This window comes from Brevibacterium sp. AGC70 (assembly GCF_057334195.1).
On sequence record NZ_JBHFIH010000015.1, the window covers coordinates 76,849 to 93,703 of the forward strand.

A 16,855-nucleotide genomic window follows, 5' to 3' on the forward strand; every position below is an offset into this window, starting at 1 on the left:
GATCAGCGATGAGAGTCTTCTTAGACAGATCATCCGCGCACTGCCAGGGATCACCTGAGTCGCTGTGATACCGTGAGCGCCGTCCGCACAGCCCCATGCAGGAGCCATTGATGAGTGAGAACCGTCTGCCCGATGACGAGGCCCGGTTCGAGGAATCCGAAAGCCCTGACTCCTCCGACGAGAGCCGCACTGACTCCTCGGACGAGAGCCCCTGGGCCGCGCTCAAACCATGGCAGGGCAAGGCCTCGCGCCTGGACAAGGTGCTGCTCTTCCTCATCATCGGCGTCCCCCTCGTCTACCTGGGCCTCATGCCGCTGCGCCCTTGGATGCTGGTCAACGCACCGGTGCTGCAGGAATTCATCAACGGGGCGAAGACCGCGGTCGTCGCGGCCGGAGCCTACGCCCGCATCGGCGAGATTCCGCTGTGGCTCGTCGTCGTTGCGGGATTCATCGGAATGGCGAAACTCGACTGGGCGTTCTGGCTGGCCGGCCGACGCTGGGGCGACGGAATCCTGCGGCTCTTCGCCCAGAACGAACGACAGCTCAAGCGAATCGAATCCCTCAAGCGGATCCCCAACTGGGCTCTGTTCCTCATGACCATCGTCTCGCGGTGCCCGGGAGTACCGGGAACCCTCGTCTACCTCGTCGCCGGTTGGACGCGGATGCGACTGTCACTGTTCCTCATCGCCGACCTCCTGGGGTGCCTGCTCTTCACCATCATCTGGACGACCTTGGGCTATCAGCTCGGTGAGGCCGCCGTCGATGTGCTCAAAGTCGTCGACAAGTACGCGCTGTGGCTGACCTTGGCGATCATCGTCGGCATCTTCGTCATCACCTATATCCGGGAATATCGCAAGCAGAAGAACGCACAGTGAGCCGCCGCTTCACGCCTCGGTGATCGCGGGCTCAGTGGAGGTCGAACTCAGGCGCCGAAGGACAGGAAGGTCTCGCGCATCCGCGTCGGATCGGCCTTGCATCCGCTGAAGAGTTCGAAGGCGTCGATCGCCTGGTTGACGGCCATACCTGAACCGTCGAGAGTCCGGCACCCCTTGTCCATGGCCTCCCGGAGCAGTTGGGTCTCAAGTGGGAAGTACACGACATCGGCGACCCAGGTCTGCGGATCCAGCAGCCCGGTGTCGAAGGGCGTCCCAGGAAAGGCCGCCATGCCGACCGGGGTGGCGTTGACGATCCCCTCCGCCGAGGTGATGGCCGGCTCCAGCTCTTGAGTTGAGATCGCGCGGACGTGGTCCCCGATCTCGGTGGCCAGATCCTGAGCTCGCTGTGCACTGATGTCGGCGATGACGAGGTCCTTGACCCCCAGCTCTGACAGCGCGAAGGCGACGGCGCGTCCTGCTCCGCCTGCACCGATCTGCACGACGCGATTCCTTGCAGCACCGTCAAGTCCGGCTTCGAATCCTCGTGCGAACCCGGTGACGTCGGTGTTGTGACCGGTCGTCCGTCCAGCTTCGTCGATGACGACCGTATTGACCGAGCCGATCCGGCGAGCGCCGGGGGCAACCTCATCGAGGTGGTCGATGACCTGCTGTTTGAAGGGGTGAGTGATGTTGAGTCCGTCGAAGCCGAGGTTCACCGCCGATGTCAGCAGTTCAGTCAGCGGCACAGAGGCCAGTCGCTCCTCGGCGATGTCGATCGTGCGGTAGATCGTGGTCAGATCATGCGCAGCGCCTTCATTCTCGTGCATGCGCGGGGTGCGGGAGGCGGAGATGCCTTCGCCGATGAGTCCCAGGAGCAGTGACCGGGTCATAGTCTCACTTTCGTGTGGTGCGTGTGGTGTTCGTGTCTGACGTGGTCGCCGCTGTTGAGCCAGCCGCGGTGCCGAGCTTGTCGGCCAGGATCTCCATCGCGTGCACATACCCCTTGGCTCCGGCACCGGTGATCACCGCGGCTGCCACGGGTGAGAGGTAGGAGTGGTGACGGAATGATTCGCGGGCATGCGGATTGCTCAGGTGCACTTCGATGATCGGATGATCATAGGACTTGAGCGCATCATGGAGCGCCAGAGACGTGTGCGTGTAGGCGCCGGCGTTGATGATGGCACCCACGGTGGTCTCTCGGGCCTCGTGCACGGCATCGATGAGCTCGCCCTCGTGGTTGCTCTGGATACACCGAACGCCCAGGCCAGCCTCGGCGGCGCTTGCGGTGCACATGTCCTCGATATCGGCCAGTGTGGTGCGGCCGTAGATTTCAGGTTCGCGCACGCCGAGGAGGTTGAGGTTGGGTCCGTTGAGGATGAGGACGGTCTGCATGGTCACCTGGGCAATCTGGCGGCGATCGCGGCCGCCGTCTCGGTCAGCTGGGGGACGAATTCGATGAGCTCGTCCAAGGTTCGGCGGAACACCGGTGCGGCCAATGCAAGGGCCGCCAGCAGGCGACCGTCGAGGTCGAAGACGGGTACGGCCAGGGCGTTCATGCCGATGTCGTTCTCCTCAGACTGCCCCGCCCAGCCGGTGGCGCGGATCTGTTCGAGCTTGGTTCGCAGCTGTACGGGATCGGTGATGGAGTTCGGAGTCCGCGGCTCCAGTTCGAGCTCACCGATCGTGTCATCGCTGTTGGGGTCGTGGGCGAGGAGCGCCTGCCCCAACGCCGAGGTGTGCAGCGGCGAATCGTCGCCGGGATCCGTCGTCGTCCGGAACTGCGGGCCATCGACGGTGATCACCGTGAGCGCGGCATTGCCGCGGCGAACGGAGAGGATGCTCGACTCCCCCGTAGACGCCGTCAGTGCCTGCAGCAGGTCTTTGGACGATCCGGCGAAGCCGCGACGATGGGCAACCTTCTGCCCGAGACGGAAGACCTCCAACCCCAGGGTGTAGGCCTTGGTGGAGGGCTCGTAGTCCGCGTATCCGGTCTCGACGAGCCCGCCGAGCAGCCTGTAGGCGGTGCTGAAAGGATGGCCGGTGAGCTCTGCGGCTCTGGCGGCGCTGATGCCCTCTGCATGGTCACCGAGGAGTTCGAGCATTTCGAAGGCCTTGGTCACGGAGTTGGATCCCTTTGCCGGCATTCTTCGCCTCCTTGGCTCGCTTGAGTGAACTGAACGTTGACAGACTATGTCATTTCGATCACACTGTAAACCACACTGTAACAACTACTTCCATATTATGGCAATAGAGAAATGCGAGGAAGCATGATCAACGCGACCGATGACGCTCGTCCCGCCAAGACCCCGCTGAGGGCGGCACTGTCGAGCTGGACTGGCTCGGCTCTCGAGTACTACGACTTCGCGGTATACGGAACCGCCGCAGCCCTGGTCCTCAACGTTCTGTTCTTCCCAGACACGACCGCTCCGGGAATGGCCATCCTTCTGGCGATGGGCACCGTCGGCGTCGCATATGTGGTTCGCCCGCTGGGTGCCCTCGTCATGGGGCCCCTGGGCGACCGGTTCGGACGGAAGTTCGTCCTCATGCTCACCTTGTTCCTCATGGGGTTTTCGACCTTCGTCGTCGGCTGCCTGCCCACCTTTGACCAGATCGGATATCTCGCGCCGGCACTGCTGGTGCTGTGCCGAGTGGTCCAGGGGCTCTCCGCTGCCGGAGAGCAGGCGAGCGCGATCAGCGTCTCCCTCGAGCACTCGGAGGAGACCAAGCGCGCCTGGACGACGAGCTGGACGCTGCACGGCACCCAGGCTGGCACCCTCCTGGCGACCGCGGTCTTCATCCCCTTCACAGCCTTCCTCCCCGAGGAGGCGCTGTTCAGCTGGGGCTGGCGCGTACCATTCTGGCTCTCGGCATTCGTGGTGCTGACCGCCTGGCTGATTCGCCGCGGCCTGGACGAGCCGCCTGCCTTCAAGGAAGCTCGCAATGAGCATCCTCCGCTGATGGCGGTCTTCCGTTGGCACAAAGCCGCGATTCTGCGAGTGGCAGCCTGTGCCATGGTCAACACCGTGAACATGGTCTTCACCGTCTGGTCGCTGTCGTTCGCCACCTCGATCGTCGGGCTCGAACGGTCGACCATGCTACTGGTCTCGGTCATCGCCAATGGGGTGGCTCTGCTCGCAATCCCGGCCGCCGCGATCCTCTCTGACCGAATCGGCCGCAAACCCGTATTCATCATCGGAGCCTTGGGCGCCGGATTGATGATGTTCCCCTACCTGGCTGCGGTCTCGAGCGGAAACTGGACCCTCATCTTCATCTGCGGTGCGATCATGTCCGGCTGCGCCTACTCGATGGCCAACTCGATCTGGCCCTCGTTCTACGCGGAGATGTTCCCCACCACCGTTCGCGTCACCGGGTTGGCCCTGGGCACGCAGATCGGCTTCGCCGTCTCCGGCGGGCTCGCCCCGGTGCTGGCCTCAGCCGTCGCCGGCGCCTCGGGAGAGAATTGGATCTCCGTCGCCGGGTTCACCGCCGGTGTCTGCGTATTCACCGCGCTGGCCGCGATGACGGCGAAGGAGACCAAGGGTCTGAGCCTCGATGAGATCGACACAGTCCACGCTGCGCGCTCACACTGAGGAGCGTGCCGGTGACGAAGAACTGCCGGTGATGAGAAGCAAGGAAGGACGTTTATGCAAACGTCGATAGCAACAGTCTGCCTGTCAGGAACTCTGGAAGAGAAGCTTCGGGCCGCAGCACGGGCCGGCTTCGACGGAGTCGAGATCTTCGAACAGGACCTCGTCGTCTCCCCCGACTCCCCCGAGGCCATCGCGAAGTTGGCTGCCGATCTTGGCATCAGCCTCGATCTGTACCAGCCCTTCCGGGATCTCGAAGGCGTCGACGAGGCGCAGTTTCAGAAGAACCTGAAGCGGGCGGAGGCGAAATTCCAGCTCATGGCCAGGCTCGGGATCGACACCATCCTGCTGTGCTCGAACGTCGGGACTGCCACCATCGCCGATGACGGCGTGGTCGTGGAACAGCTGCGTCGCCTCGGCGATCTGGCCGACCGCCATCGCGTGAATATCGCCTACGAAGCGTTGGCCTGGGGGCGGTTCGTCTCCGAATACGACCATGCCTGGGACCTCGTGAAGGCCGCCGATCACCCTCGGATCGGGACCTGCCTCGACAGCTTCCACATCCTCTCGCGCAACACGGATCTGGGTCGCATTGCGGAGATTCCCGGAGACAAGATCTTCTTCCTCCAACTGGCCGACGCACCCGCACTGACCATGGACGTCCTCAGCTGGTCCCGCCACCACCGCGTCTTCCCCGGTGAGGGCGCCTGGGATCTCAGCGACTTCCTGACCAGGATCGCCGCCACGGGCTATGCCGGGCCGGTATCGCTTGAGGTCTTCAACGACTCGTTCCGGCAGGGCGATACCGACCGGACCGCCGTCGACGGCCTGCGCTCGCTGCGCTGGCTCGAGGCCAGCATTGCCGATGCATCTGCAGCCCCTGCTGAGTCTGCGGCGCAGGGCCCGGGCCTTGATCTGCAACCTCTGCCAGAGGTGGAGGAACCACGCGGAATCAACTATGTCGAACTGAGCACCGACGACCTCGGCGCCCTGACTCGCCAGATGCACCAACTCGGATTCCAGTTCATCGGCTATCACCGCAGCAAACCCCACGTGCAGCTGTGGCTGCGGGGGAAGGCCCGGATCATCGTCAGCGAGGTGACGGAGGAAGCGGGCACCACCTCGGCGCCGGTGAACGGTACGTTCCTGCGCGGAATCGGATTCGAAGTCGCCGATTCGAAGTCGGCCATGGAACGCGCCGCGCTGCTGCATGCGGAGGAGGTGCCACGCGATCAGACGCACAACGACGAGGTGCTGCGCGGAGTCTTCGCCCCCGACGGCTCCGAGGTCTTCTTCCACCAATTCAACGAGACGACACCGGCGTGGATCAAGGAATTCGGACGTGATCACGATGAGCAGGTCTCGCACATCGACCATGTGAACCTGGCTCAACCGTCGAACCACTACGACGAGGCAGTCCTGTTCTACACCTCGCTGCTGGCACTGCACGCCCAGTCCTCACAGGACGTGCCGAGCCCATCAGGGCTGGTCAGGTCGCAGGTCATGTCGAGCACCGACGGATCGGTTCGGATGCCGCTCAACGTCTCTCCGCAGCCGAATGCCGAAGCCGTCGCGGGCCGTGGAATCAACTCAGAAGCCGAGTCCTACCCGGAGCACGTGGCCGTGGCCTGCGAGGACATCTTCCATGCCGCTGCCACCGCACTCTCACGCGGACTGGACTTCCTTCCTGTACCCCAGAACTACTACGAGGACCTCGATTCCCGCTTCGATCTCGACCCGGAGTTCCTACAGCGGCTGCAGGCCCATCATGTCCTCTACGATCGGGACGAGCACGGTGAGTTCCTGCACTTCTACACATCGACGATCGGCTCCGTCTTCTTCGAGATGATCGAGCGCCGAGGCGACTACTTCGGATTCGGTGCACCCGATGCTCCCGTTCGGCTGGCTGCACAGCATCGGAAGAACGCGCACGTGAATGCGCAGCAGTCTGTGTAGCTGTCCTTGCAGTGGGAGCGGCAGCTGCCCGTGCAGCCGTCCTCGGAAGAAAGCGGGCTTCTGGCAGGTTCCAGGTTCTTCTGGCAGGGTAAGACCATGAGCAATGAACAGATCTTCGACGGGCCGTTGGCTCGTGCGGCCCGTGCCCTGGTTCGAGTCTCTGCCAGTGACGTGGCGTCCAAAGCCGATGTGAAGAAATCCGAACTCAAGGACTTCGAGAAGGGACGCGACGATCTCACCGAACAGCAGGAGCACCGCGTGCTCGAGGCCCTCGAAGAATTCGGCGCCCGGTTCGTCCGCGATGACTCCCAGGGCGGCTATGGAGTGCGTCTGAAGTTCAACCGCGCCAAGGTTCGCGCCATCGAGCGCTGGGAAGACGAGGGCGGAACACCCGCCGACGACGATGTCTGAGACCACCCGTGCAGACGGAAGCTGCCCCGACCGCGCGTTGTGCACGATCGGGGCAGCTTCTGTCTTGCTCGAGGGTCACCCGGAGAGCCAGCTGGAGGGTCAGCTTGCTTCACTGGACTCCCTGTTGGGCCCTCAGCCTTCGGCGATGAGCTCCAGATTGTCGACGACACGGTTCGAGAAGCCCCACTCGTTGTCGTACCAGGCGGTGACTTTGACCATCTTGCCTTCAACACGGGTCAGGGCGGAGTCGAAGATCGAGGATGCGGCCTGCCCGACGATGTCGCTGGAGACGATCGGTTCGGTCTCGTACTCGAGGATTCCCTTGAGTTCCCCGTCGGCAGCCGTGCGGTAGGCCTCGAGCACCTCGTCGCGGGTGACCTCACGGGACACGATGGCGTTGATCTCGACGATCGAGCCGACCGGCACGGGCACGCGCAAGGCGTCGCCGCTGAGCTTGCCGTCGAGCTGCGGGAGCACGAGGCCGATGGCCTTGGCGGCTCCGGTCGACGTCGGAATGATGTTCTCCGCGGCGGCGCGGGCACGACGGGGATCCTTGTGCGGTCCGTCCTGGACCATCTGGTCGCCGGTATAGGCGTGGACCGTGGTCATGAAGCCCTGTTCGATGCCTGCCAGGTCATCGAGAACCTTCGCCAAGGGCGCCAAGGCGTTCGTCGTGCATGAAGCGTTGGAGATGATGGTGTGTTCGGGCTTGTAGGCCTCGGTGTTCACGCCATAGGCCAGCGTGACATCCGCACCCTTGGACGGGGCGCTGACGAGGACCTTCTTTGCACCGGCCGTGATGTGCGCCCGTGCCTTGTCTGCCTTAGTAAAGCGCCCAGTGGATTCCAGGACCACGTCGACGTTCATCTCAGACCAGGGCAGGCTCTCGGGGTTCTTCTCGGCGAGGACCTTGATCGGCTTTCCATCGATGATGATCTCATCGCCGGAGACCTCGACGGGAAATCCGAAGCGGCCCAGCGTGGTGTCGAACTTGAGCAGCCTGGCCAGGTCTTCGACGGGGCCGAGATCATTGATGGCGACGACCTCCAGGCCACTGCCGCGTTCAATCAGAGCGCGCAGTGTGCTGCGTCCGATACGACCGAAACCGTTGATGGCGATGCGAGTCAATGTCACTCCTTGGGAGGGGTTCTGCTGGTGGGTACATATCTATGGTCTCGTGTTCGCACAGACAGCAACAGTGGCCATAGAGACATTCTACGAAAGGTTCTCGCCAGACGTATTGCCAGATGTCGAAAGTATCTGGCCATTATCGAATTGACCCGCCCGGGAGCCGATCAGTCACGCCCGTCACAGGTCGATTCACCGGAACGCCATTCGCCATCAGCACGAATGGCGGCGGTGATTCGTCGACTGCTGTCGCGCAGCTGGCGAGCCTGAGTGCGAGTCAGCGAATCGAAGACGAGCTTGCGCACAAGAGCAACATGCCCGGGCGCCGCCGCACGCACAGCCTTCTGTCCATCGTCGGTCAGCGTCGCGATCGTGATGCGACCGTCGCTCGGATCCGGAGCCCTGCGTACCCACAGCTTCCGCTCCAGCCGTGCGACCGCGCGCGACAAGCGGGACAGGGTGCTGTTGGCGTAGCCGGCAAGCTCACTCATCCGAAGCGATTGCCCCTCAGCCTCCGAGAGGGCGAAGAGGATCCCGAATTCGAAGTGACTGATCCCCGAATCACCCTGCATCTGCGCGTCGAGCGCCGCAGGAAGCCATTCCAGAAGCGTTGCCACTGCTGACCATGCTTCAAGCTCATCTGGGTTGAATGCATCAGCGGATTGGTCATCGATCATGAGCGACAGCCTAGCATTTCACTTGTCTGGGAAAGTGAAAACACCTACGATTCACTTACTCAGGAAAGTAATTGCTGCCGTGGACAGCGGCACGAAAGGACAGATGCACCATGGACACAGAAATCTCAGGCAAAAGGGTGTTCGTCAGCGGCTCCACCCAGGGCATCGGATTCGCGGTGGCCGCGAGCCTGGCTGCAGAGGGCGCCACCATAGTGATCAACGGTCGCGATGGGCACCGCGTGTCCGAAGCCCTTGAGAGTCTTCGCTGCTTGGTGCCCGGCTGCGATGTCTCGGGGATAGCCGCTGATGTGGCTGACTCAGGGCAAGTCAGTGCACTCCTCGATGCACTCGAACCCGTGGATGTGCTGGTCAACAATGTGGGACACTTCGAGGTGTCTGCGTTTGAGGAGATCTCCGACGCGGAGTGGTCGCAGCTGTTCGAGATCAATGTGATGAGTGGGGTCCGCCTCTCGCGTCATCTTCTCAAGCCGATGCTGAAGCAGAGATGGGGCCGAATCATCTTCGTCGGCACCGAGTCCGCCGTGGATGTGCCCGGTGACATGATCCACTACGGGGCGACCAAGGCTGCTGCGCTCGCGCTGAGCAATGGTCTCGCGAAACTCACCCGGGGCACCGGTGTCACGGTCAACACCGTATTGGGCGGTCCGACCTATTCCACCGGCGTAGCAGACACGGTCGAGCAGATCGCTTCCGCACAGTCGCTTGCTCCCGCGGCATTGAAGTCCACACTCGTGCGTGAGTCCTCGCTCATCCAACGTTTCATCGAACCCGAGGAGATAGCGAATCTGGTGACCTATCTGGCCAGCGCGAAGTCCTCGGCAACGAATGGCGCGGCACTTCGTGCCGAAGGCGGCGTTCTCCCCACCACCGTGTGAGGTATCTACGCATGTGAGGCATCTGCGCGTTGAGGCATCTACGCGTATGGGCCACCACCGCGTATGAGCCACCATCGCCGCACAGGTGAGACCGCTGGCCGACTCTTCCCCAGAATCACCCGGAGAACGTGTGCCGGTATTCATTGGGAGAGGTCGAGAGGATGCGCTGGAAGTGCATGCGCAGATTCGCTCCGGTGCCGAGTCCCACCTGGTCAGCGATCTGCTCGATCCCCAAGTCGCTGTTCTCCAGGAGCTCCCTGGCCAGATCGACTCGGGCTCTGAGCACCCACTGCATCGGGGTGTATCCGGTATCGTCGACGAAGCGCCGCGAGAAGGTGCGTACGGAGACTCCCGCATTTGCCGCGAGGTCCGTGAGCGTCAGTGATTCGCCGAGGTGCTGCAGGACCCATTGCCTGGTGTCGGCGAAGACCTCGCCGAGAGGATCGGGCACGCTGCGCGGCACATATTGGGCCTGCCCGGCACTGCGGTAAGCGGCCGCAACCAACCGGCGGGCGACCTGGTTGGACAGACCCACACCGTGGTCGCGGCGGATGAGGTGGAGACAGAGGTCGATAGCCGAGGCTGCTCCCGCGGAGGTCAGCAACGGTCCTTCATCGATGAACAGGACGTTCTCGTCGACCTCGATCGAGGGATATCGTCGGGCCAGCTCCTTCGCCGTGGACCAGTGAGTCGTGGCACGCCGGCCTGCGAGTAGACCGGTGCGCGCGAGGACGAAGGTCCCGGTCGAGATCGCGGCGATCCGAGCGCCGCGTTCGAACGCCGAGAGCAGAGCGCCGACAACGGCCGCCGATGGCTCATCGTCGACGACCGAGGTGGCGCCGGGGATGACGATGGTGTCTGCCGATTCCAGCGCGTCGAGGCCGACATCGACGCAGTAGGAGAGGCCGTCGGCACCAGTGACCAATCCGGGACCGGCTCCGCACACTTCGACAGAGTAGGGCCAGGTTCCACCGGGGAGGATGCCGCTGGGATGGACCGTTGCGGTGGGGCTGACCGCATTGGAGACCCGGCCGAAGACCTGGACGGGAACGCCGAGGTCGATGGCAGACACCCCGCCCAGAGCCAGCACGAGAATGCGGTGCGGCTGCAGACGGGGTGTTCTGCGCAGAGGTGATCGGGAATCTTCAGTCATGATTGCTCTTCAGTCTAGGCAATCGAATGGCCCCGTTCATCAGCGACTCTGAGCAGTCGAGGATCGGGCACGACCCCGACGTTCGATTCAGCTGTGGTCGTGGACTCCGGTGAGCTTGAAGCCGAGGCGGCCGTGGGCGAATGCGCCGCCGGCCCGAATCGCCGAGGCAGTCCATGCTGTCTCTGCCAACTCGGTCTCCGTAGCACCGGCCTTGACCGCCGCGTTCGAGTGCGCATCGATGCAATATGTGCACTGGGTGGTCAGTCCGACGGCATAGGCGATGAGCTCGCGGTACTTCAGCGGGATCTCACGCCCGTCCTCGGCGAATACGGCATTGTTGAAATCTCCGAAGGCCTTGAGGATGTCCGGGGTGGTCTCCTTGTAGGCCTTGTCGTACTTTCCGTCGCCTTCGCGATCGAAGAAATCAGTCATGGTGCGCTACCTCCTGGGATCGAAATCGTTCCAATTCGTCACGCTACAGCCACGAGGCAGTGGGATGCATCCGTTTTCGTCATACACGGGCGGGCAGCGGCGTTCGAACGCGAGTCAGACGATGCCGGGCTGAGGCACGAACGGCTGTGGTGCGATGCTTGCGGCAGCGGCGGGTGCGGCCACGTTCGGAATCAGGGTGCCTGCTGCGGCAGCGCGGGGAACCGCGGCGTGCACAGGCGCAGCGTGCACAGGCGCAGCGTTCGCAGATGAAGCGTTCGCAGATGAAGCGTTCGGAGCTGGGACACCTGGTGCGGGCGCTCCTGCCACGGCAGTGCTCGGTGCTGGTGCCGAAGTGCTCGGTGCCGGGGCCGAAGCGCTCGGTGCTGGTGCCGAAGTGCTCGGTGCCGGGGCCGAAGCGCTCGGAGCTGAGGTTTCGGGAGCGGCACTGCCGAGATCACTCGAGGGTTCGACTGCGGATGCCACCGGCGATGCAGCCGCGGATCCGGTCTTCGGAGGAACAGCCTCGGCGATGGCCTCGAACATGGCCAGGGTGCCGTGCTGATGGGCCAGGCTCACCGGCTGAGGGTCACTGGAGAGCTTGACGCCCACAGTCTGGGTGGCGCGGTCGATGTAGAGCATCTGGCCGTGGATGCCGATGCCGATGACCACGTCGCGGCTGGCCGAGGGCACCCAGAACTGGCTGCGGTACATTCCGCCCGGGTAGGACTGGCCCGACGGGGAGTCGGCGAATACCTGGGCGGAATCGGCTGCCCCGGTGAAGATGTCGTCGATCCACTGGCCCGAGAGGACACGTTCTCCCTCGGCCGTGGTTCCACCGCGGGCGATCATCTCACCGAATCTGGTCAGGTCGCGCAGGGTGGTGCTGATGGCGCCGTCCGCGATGGACCCGCCCCACCGGTCCTGGCAGACCTGGGCCGCGTGGGCCGCACCGATCTTCGACCATACGTATTCGCTGGCGATGACGGAGAAGGGCTGCCCGACGACGGCTTCGCAGATCCAGGCCAGAACGTCGGTCTCGCAGCTGCGGTAGACGTAGGCACCGCCGTGCTCGCGTTCGCTGGTCAGGCCCTTGAGGAAGTCCTTGATTCCGTTCGCCGAGGTGGCTGTCCGCGGCGCGAAGTCGACCGCCTCGAACAGGTCCCGGATCTCGGATCCTTCCTTGAGGTATTCCTCGGAGAACTTGATGCCCGATCGCATGTCGAGGAGGTCGCGGATGGTTGCCCCGACATATCCGCTCTCGGACAGTGCGGGCACGCGGGTGGTGACCAGGTCGTCTGGGGACAGAAGGCCCGCGTCAGTGAGTGCGCCGACGACCGCGGAAACGATGGACTTGCTGATCGAGAACAGCATATGCTGGCGCGCAGGCTTCATCGGCCAGGCGTATTCCTCTTCCAGCGCGATGCCGTCGCGGGAGACCATCCAGGCGTCGGTGAATGTGTTGGCCAGAACGTCGCCGACGGTCGACCAACTCTCGTCAGCACCGGACCACTTCTCGCGGTCGATGGGCAGGGGACGAAAATCGTTCTCTTCGGTCACAAGCTCGCGGACCGGGCCGATCCCGCGCGGGATACCCCCGGTCGGGAATATCTCCTCCATGCGCGTCAGAGCGAAGGCGAAGTACTTCGGCCACTTCCAGGAGTCGAGATCGATGCGTTCGAGGATCGCCTCAGATGGATCGACGATGGCGTCTTCGCTCGCCGATGTGAGTTCGCCGGCGCGCGGCAGCGCCGGCTCGATTGGGGGCTCTGACGGAGGTTCGGTTGAGGCTGCGCTGTCGCCGGCCTGCTGCGTCTGCGGACTGATGCCTTTGGTATTTCCCGAAAGTGCTCCGAAGCGGCGTACGCCAGATTCGTCAAGGGAACCGGGCAGTGTCTTGTCCCCATCTGCCATCGCTCGCCTCCACCGGTCTCGACCAGCATGGACTGCCGATCTGCATGGAAGAGCCTACCTGGAGGAGAAGAACCATCACAGTTGAGTCCGGGCTCCAGGCCACAATTCGAGCTTCAACGCGTGAATCGACAGGCCTGCTACCAGGTGCGACATCGCAAACGGCTACTTATCGGTTATTCAACTTACAGTCGGACGCAATCGGCACGTTCTTGATTATTCGCGTCTACCGAGCTTCGACACACCGCCGTCGTGTCGAGACCCCGGTGCACGCACAGGGGTGGCGACGCTCCAGGTGTGTTTCGGCGAATGCCAACCCGACGTCAGCACCGAGGTTGGGAGTCAGAGGAACGCGAACCCGATCAGTCCGGCGGCGATGACGGCGGCCCATGCCGGCAGCTTCCACTTCACCTGAGCGATGAAGACGGCGACCGCCAGCGCCAGGGTGGCAGGCGAAGTGACGCCCTGAGTGAACACCGGGTCATAGAGGGCGGCCGCCAGGATGCCCACCACGGCCGCGTTGACTCCCAGCAGTGCCCGCCGCACAGAAGGTGCACGACGCAGGCGCTCCCAGAAGGGCAGGGCGGCGATGACCAACAGCGCTGCCGGCAGGAAGATCGCCACCAAGGCGATTCCGGCACCGATCAGTCCCGTCGGCCCCGTTGTCGTAGAGGCCCCGAGGAACGCCGCGAATGTGAACAGCGGACCCGGCACCGCCTGCGCGGCGCCGTATCCGGCGAGAAATGAATCGTGCCCCACGAGACCGGTCGCGACAGTTTCCGTCTCGAGCAGAGGCAGCACGACGTGACCGCCGCCGAAGACCAGAGCACCGGCGCGGTAGAAGACGTCGACCAAGCGCAGACTCGAGTCTCCGGTCACTGCAGTCAGGATCGGCAGTGCCACCAGCAGCAGCGCGAAGGCAGTCAGAGCGACGGCACCGACCCTGCGGGAGATGCGTACGCCGAAGTCGTATCGCGCCCCGAAATCCTGACGCACGTCATCTCCGCCGGACCGCGCACCCGCATCCGGCCCCTGACCGCCGGTGACCGCAGCGGCTTCTCGGCCCAGCCAAGCGAGTCCGATGACGGCGCCCAGCACGATTGCCGCAACCTGAACGAAGGGGTTCGGGACCAGCAGGATGATGATCATAGCGGCGCCTGCGATGGTGGCGCGTTTGGCATCTGGGGTGAGGTTCTTCGCCATTCCCAGCACCGCTTGAGCCACTACGGCGACCGCAGCCGCCTTCAACCCGTACAGCCACCCCATATTCGCGTCATCGCCCAGTGAGGCGATGCCGAAGGCGAAGGCGACCAGCACAATTGCCGAGGGCATGGTGAAGGCGAACCAGGCAGCGAGCAGACCGCCGATGCCTGCTCGCTGCAGTCCGATCGCCATGCCCACCTGGCTGGAGGCGGGACCGGGAAGGAACTGGCACAGCGCCACAAGGTCCGCGTAGGTGCCGTCGGAGAGCCATTTCCGGCGCTCAACGAAGGTCTCCCGGAAGAATCCCAGGTGTGCGACTGGTCCGCCGAACGAGGTCACCCCGAGGCGCAGGAATGCCCAGAATACTTCCCCGATCGTGCCGGGATGCCTGCGCTCCTGCTGCACGTCTGTCATCGATTCGCCCATTCTCACTATTCTGGCCTCGGCGCCTCATGCGAACCAACAATCCGCCGATGAGTATCGGTGAACTTCAGGACAACTTTTGAGCCCAGCCTCCTGGAGTCCGATTCCGCCTGGAGTCCGATTCCGCGCCGGCAGCTGCTACACCAGCCCCTGGTCCTCGGCGACACGGATGGCGCGGGAACGAGAGTCCACGCCGAGCTTCGTGAACACGTTGACCAGGTGGCTCTTCACGGTCGCTTCGGTGACGAAGAGCTCCTGTGCGATCTGAGCGTTTGAGGCACCGGTGGCCAGCAGCTTCACCACGTCGCGTTCCCTTCTGGTCAGCTTCGGCCCTGGATTTCGCATCGCGGCGATGACCTTCGATGAGATCTCGGGCGGCAGATAGGTCTCCCCGCGTGAGGCCTTCTCGATTGCAGTCGAGATGTCCTCGGGGTTGATGTCCTTGAGCAGATAACCGGCAGCTCCGGCGTTGAGGGCGGCGACGATCTCCGAATCGTTGTCGAAGGTCGTGAGGATGAGGACCGCAGGCTTCTGCTCCATGGCGTTGAGCCGCTTCGTCACCTCGATGCCGTCGATGCCATCGCCCAGTCGCAGATCGCACATCACCACATCGGGTGCGAGCTCATCGACTATGGCCAGCGCTTCCTCGCCGCTGCTGGCCTCACCGACGACAGCGATATGGTCGGGGGCGTCGATGACGGACCGCAGGCCGGCGCGCACCACGGGATGGTCGTCGACGAGAATCACTCGAATGCTCATGCGCTGTCCCCTTGCGTGCGTTGTCCATCGGCGTCATCGGCCTCGCCGAGGTGGTCCTGTCGTGACGTGAGAGTCGGGTTGTTGGGCAGCGTGGCTGAGATTGCGAAGCCTGAACCGGGCGTCGTTTCGATGACGAGTTCGCCTCCCAGCTCGCGCATCCGTGAGCCGATGAAATCGAGTCCGAAACCGGATTCCGATTCGCGCTTTCGCGCCTCCGGGTCGGCCATGCCGACACCGTCGTCGACGATGTCCATGCGGATCGATCCGTCCAAGTCCATGAGGCTGACCACGACCCTCGAGGCTTGAGAGTGCTGTCTGACGTTGGCGAGCGCGGACTGCGCGGTCCTCAGCAGTGCAACCTCCACCTCGGCGGGCAGAGAGGGCACGGTCTCGTCGACCTCGACGCGACCCCGGATGGACGTGTCCTCCTCCAGGCGGGTGAGCAGGCGTCGGAGGGCCGCGGTCAGCGCTCCGTCCTCGAGCTCGGCCGGGGCGAGGGCGGCGATGATCCGGCGCACGTCGCGCGAACTCTGAGCGGCGAGGTCCTCGACTTGGCGCAGAACCTGTTGTGCGTGCTCATCGGTGGTCCTGTCCATCTCGGCGTGGGCGATGAGACGGATCGAGGAGATCTCCTGTGCGATCGTGTCATGGATGTCGCGGGACACGCGGGTGCGTTCCTGGATCTCACCGGCATGGCGCTGAGTCAAGGCCAGTTCGTCCTGCAGGTCCAGCAGATTCTGGTGAGCCAGCTCCAAGGACTGCAGCAGCTCTTCGCGCCTGCGCCCCTCCCGCAGAAGTTCGATGTAGCCACGGGAGAGTCCGAGCGCGAAGACCGCGCCGATGAGCGACCCGATGATGCTCGCGGTGCCGACCGCACCGTAATGGGCCAGGGGTGCCACGACCGTCGCGATGTAGGTCAGCGCGGTGAAGACAACGGCTATGCGCAACGAGAACAGGTGACCGGCGAGCAGCCAGAGGACGAAGGCGATCCAGATGAATTCGGCGGAGACCAGTAAGGTGCACAGCCACGCACCGGCGAGGACCAGCAGCCACCATTTGGCCAGAACGATTGCACCGCTGCGAGCGGCCCGGACGGCGCCGAGGGCGTACCAGGCGAGGAACACGATGCTCACGGCGATCGCGGCCAGGGGTGCCGCTCCCGCATCGATGGCGCGGACGCACGAGATCACGGTGAGAGCCAGAGCCATTGCGTGCTGGCCGATCTCCATGGTTCTCTCTGTCCACCCGCGTGTGTCCACGGTGTCACCTTCCTGCATGTCGTTCTTCGTGCTTGTCGTCAATCCTGCTGTGGTCATTCCTGCCAACTCAATCACATCTGCGGCGAGTGCGTGCTCTTTTCAGCGGTCGACGCTTGCGGCGGCGACGGGGCCCGACCATCGAGTTGTTTCGATGGTCGAGCCCTGCCCGTGTGAGCTGACTGCGTCAG

The 16,855-nt window shown here is 63.8% G+C and carries 16 protein-coding genes; 5 read left to right on the forward strand and 11 right to left on the reverse strand.

Going from position 1 to position 16,855, the window contains the following annotated elements; all coding sequences use genetic code 11:
- The first annotated feature begins 110 nt into the window (after positions 1-110).
- A complete protein-coding gene (locus ACE03M_RS13305) occupies positions 111-875 on the forward strand; it encodes a DedA family protein (protein ID WP_143920713.1) in 765 nt (254 codons plus the stop codon).
- Positions 876-922: 47 nt separating this feature from the next.
- Here ACE03M_RS13305 and ACE03M_RS13310 read toward each other — a convergent pair whose 3' ends face one another.
- The 3 genes from ACE03M_RS13310 to ACE03M_RS13320 are packed head-to-tail and all read right to left on the reverse strand — an operon-like array spanning position 923 to position 3,019.
- Positions 923-1,765 (reverse strand): shikimate dehydrogenase, encoded by an 843-nt coding sequence (locus tag ACE03M_RS13310; RefSeq protein ID WP_485934393.1) that lies wholly within the window; start codon positions 1,763-1,765, stop codon positions 923-925.
- Positions 1,766-1,769: 4 nt separating this feature from the next.
- Positions 1,770-2,267, reverse strand: coding sequence for a type II 3-dehydroquinate dehydratase (aroQ, locus tag ACE03M_RS13315; RefSeq protein ID WP_485934559.1), 498 nt, complete (start codon positions 2,265-2,267; stop codon positions 1,770-1,772).
- A 2-nt stretch (positions 2,268-2,269) separates the two neighbouring features.
- Positions 2,270-3,019, reverse strand: coding sequence for an IclR family transcriptional regulator (locus ACE03M_RS13320; protein ID WP_143920717.1), 750 nt, complete (start codon positions 3,017-3,019; stop codon positions 2,270-2,272).
- Between the two features lie 123 nt (positions 3,020-3,142).
- On the opposite strand from ACE03M_RS13320, the gene ACE03M_RS13325 reads away from it, so the two are divergent.
- The 3 genes from ACE03M_RS13325 to ACE03M_RS13335 all read left to right on the forward strand — a co-directional run bounded on the left by ACE03M_RS13325 (position 3,143) and on the right by ACE03M_RS13335 (position 6,829).
- Positions 3,143-4,465, forward strand: coding sequence for an MFS transporter (locus tag ACE03M_RS13325; protein WP_485934394.1), 1,323 nt, complete (start codon positions 3,143-3,145; stop codon positions 4,463-4,465).
- A gap of 54 nt (positions 4,466-4,519) precedes the next feature.
- Entirely contained in the window at positions 4,520-6,418 is a 1,899-nt protein-coding gene (locus tag ACE03M_RS13330; protein WP_485934396.1) for a bifunctional sugar phosphate isomerase/epimerase/4-hydroxyphenylpyruvate dioxygenase family protein, read from the forward strand.
- A gap of 96 nt (positions 6,419-6,514) precedes the next feature.
- Positions 6,515-6,829, forward strand: a complete 315-nt coding sequence (locus ACE03M_RS13335; RefSeq protein ID WP_143920723.1) for an XRE family transcriptional regulator — start codon at positions 6,515-6,517, stop codon at positions 6,827-6,829.
- A gap of 132 nt (positions 6,830-6,961) precedes the next feature.
- Here ACE03M_RS13335 and gap read toward each other — a convergent pair whose 3' ends face one another.
- Positions 6,962-7,957, reverse strand: a complete 996-nt coding sequence (gene gap, locus ACE03M_RS13340) for a type I glyceraldehyde-3-phosphate dehydrogenase (protein ID WP_485934398.1) — start codon at positions 7,955-7,957, stop codon at positions 6,962-6,964.
- 167 nt (positions 7,958-8,124) lie between these two features.
- Positions 8,125-8,634, reverse strand: a complete 510-nt coding sequence (locus tag ACE03M_RS13345; protein ID WP_485934400.1) for a MarR family winged helix-turn-helix transcriptional regulator — start codon at positions 8,632-8,634, stop codon at positions 8,125-8,127.
- Between the two features lie 110 nt (positions 8,635-8,744).
- Between ACE03M_RS13345 and ACE03M_RS13350 the strand changes: the two genes are divergently transcribed.
- Positions 8,745-9,530, forward strand: a complete 786-nt coding sequence (locus ACE03M_RS13350; protein WP_143920729.1) for an SDR family NAD(P)-dependent oxidoreductase — start codon at positions 8,745-8,747, stop codon at positions 9,528-9,530.
- Positions 9,531-9,645: 115 nt separating this feature from the next.
- Here the strand turns inward: ACE03M_RS13350 and ACE03M_RS13355 are convergent, their stop codons facing one another.
- The 6 genes from ACE03M_RS13355 to ACE03M_RS13380 all read right to left on the reverse strand — a co-directional run bounded on the left by ACE03M_RS13355 (position 9,646) and on the right by ACE03M_RS13380 (position 16,724).
- Positions 9,646-10,683: a GlxA family transcriptional regulator gene (locus ACE03M_RS13355; RefSeq protein ID WP_485934402.1), complete on the reverse strand. Its 1,038-nt coding sequence runs from the start codon at positions 10,681-10,683 to the stop codon at positions 9,646-9,648.
- A gap of 87 nt (positions 10,684-10,770) precedes the next feature.
- Positions 10,771-11,115, reverse strand: coding sequence for a carboxymuconolactone decarboxylase family protein (locus ACE03M_RS13360; protein WP_143920732.1), 345 nt, complete (start codon positions 11,113-11,115; stop codon positions 10,771-10,773).
- 114 nt (positions 11,116-11,229) lie between these two features.
- Positions 11,230-13,026, reverse strand: a complete 1,797-nt coding sequence (locus ACE03M_RS13365) for a serine hydrolase domain-containing protein (protein WP_485934405.1) — start codon at positions 13,024-13,026, stop codon at positions 11,230-11,232.
- Between the two features lie 339 nt (positions 13,027-13,365).
- Positions 13,366-14,652, reverse strand: a complete 1,287-nt coding sequence (chrA, locus tag ACE03M_RS13370; protein WP_143920736.1) for a chromate efflux transporter — start codon at positions 14,650-14,652, stop codon at positions 13,366-13,368.
- A gap of 135 nt (positions 14,653-14,787) precedes the next feature.
- On the reverse strand, positions 14,788-15,408 hold the full coding sequence (locus ACE03M_RS13375; protein WP_143920738.1) for a response regulator: 621 nt from the start codon (positions 15,406-15,408) through the stop codon (positions 14,788-14,790).
- Positions 15,405-16,724 carry a sensor histidine kinase gene (locus ACE03M_RS13380; protein WP_485934407.1) on the reverse strand — a complete coding sequence of 440 codons (1,320 nt, stop codon included), beginning with the start codon at positions 16,722-16,724 and terminating at the stop codon, positions 15,405-15,407. Before ACE03M_RS13380 ends, ACE03M_RS13375 begins: the two co-directional genes overlap by 4 nt.
- Positions 16,725-16,855: the final 131 nt, after the last annotated feature.

Excerpts from the sequence above, each read along its gene's own strand:
- ACE03M_RS13305 (WP_143920713.1), top strand. The coding sequence starts at position 111 with ATGAGTGAGAACCGTCTGCCCGATGACGAGGCCCGGTTCGAGGAATCC.
- ACE03M_RS13310 (WP_485934393.1), bottom strand. The coding sequence starts at position 1,765 with ATGACCCGGTCACTGCTCCTGGGACTCATCGGCGAAGGCATCTCCGCC.
- aroQ (WP_485934559.1), bottom strand. The coding sequence starts at position 2,267 with ATGCAGACCGTCCTCATCCTCAACGGACCCAACCTCAACCTCCTCGGC.
- ACE03M_RS13320 (WP_143920717.1), bottom strand. The coding sequence starts at position 3,019 with ATGCCGGCAAAGGGATCCAACTCCGTGACCAAGGCCTTCGAAATGCTC.
- ACE03M_RS13325 (WP_485934394.1), top strand. The coding sequence starts at position 3,143 with ATGATCAACGCGACCGATGACGCTCGTCCCGCCAAGACCCCGCTGAGG.
- ACE03M_RS13330 (WP_485934396.1), top strand. The coding sequence starts at position 4,520 with ATGCAAACGTCGATAGCAACAGTCTGCCTGTCAGGAACTCTGGAAGAG.
- ACE03M_RS13335 (WP_143920723.1), top strand. The coding sequence starts at position 6,515 with ATGAGCAATGAACAGATCTTCGACGGGCCGTTGGCTCGTGCGGCCCGT.
- ACE03M_RS13345 (WP_485934400.1), bottom strand. The coding sequence starts at position 8,634 with ATGATCGATGACCAATCCGCTGATGCATTCAACCCAGATGAGCTTGAA.
- ACE03M_RS13350 (WP_143920729.1), top strand. The coding sequence starts at position 8,745 with ATGGACACAGAAATCTCAGGCAAAAGGGTGTTCGTCAGCGGCTCCACC.
- ACE03M_RS13355 (WP_485934402.1), bottom strand. The coding sequence starts at position 10,683 with ATGACTGAAGATTCCCGATCACCTCTGCGCAGAACACCCCGTCTGCAG.
- ACE03M_RS13360 (WP_143920732.1), bottom strand. The coding sequence starts at position 11,115 with ATGACTGATTTCTTCGATCGCGAAGGCGACGGAAAGTACGACAAGGCC.
- ACE03M_RS13365 (WP_485934405.1), bottom strand. The coding sequence starts at position 13,026 with ATGGCAGATGGGGACAAGACACTGCCCGGTTCCCTTGACGAATCTGGC.
- chrA (WP_143920736.1), bottom strand. The coding sequence starts at position 14,652 with ATGGGCGAATCGATGACAGACGTGCAGCAGGAGCGCAGGCATCCCGGC.
- ACE03M_RS13375 (WP_143920738.1), bottom strand. The coding sequence starts at position 15,408 with ATGAGCATTCGAGTGATTCTCGTCGACGACCATCCCGTGGTGCGCGCC.
- ACE03M_RS13380 (WP_485934407.1), bottom strand. The coding sequence starts at position 16,724 with ATGACCACAGCAGGATTGACGACAAGCACGAAGAACGACATGCAGGAA.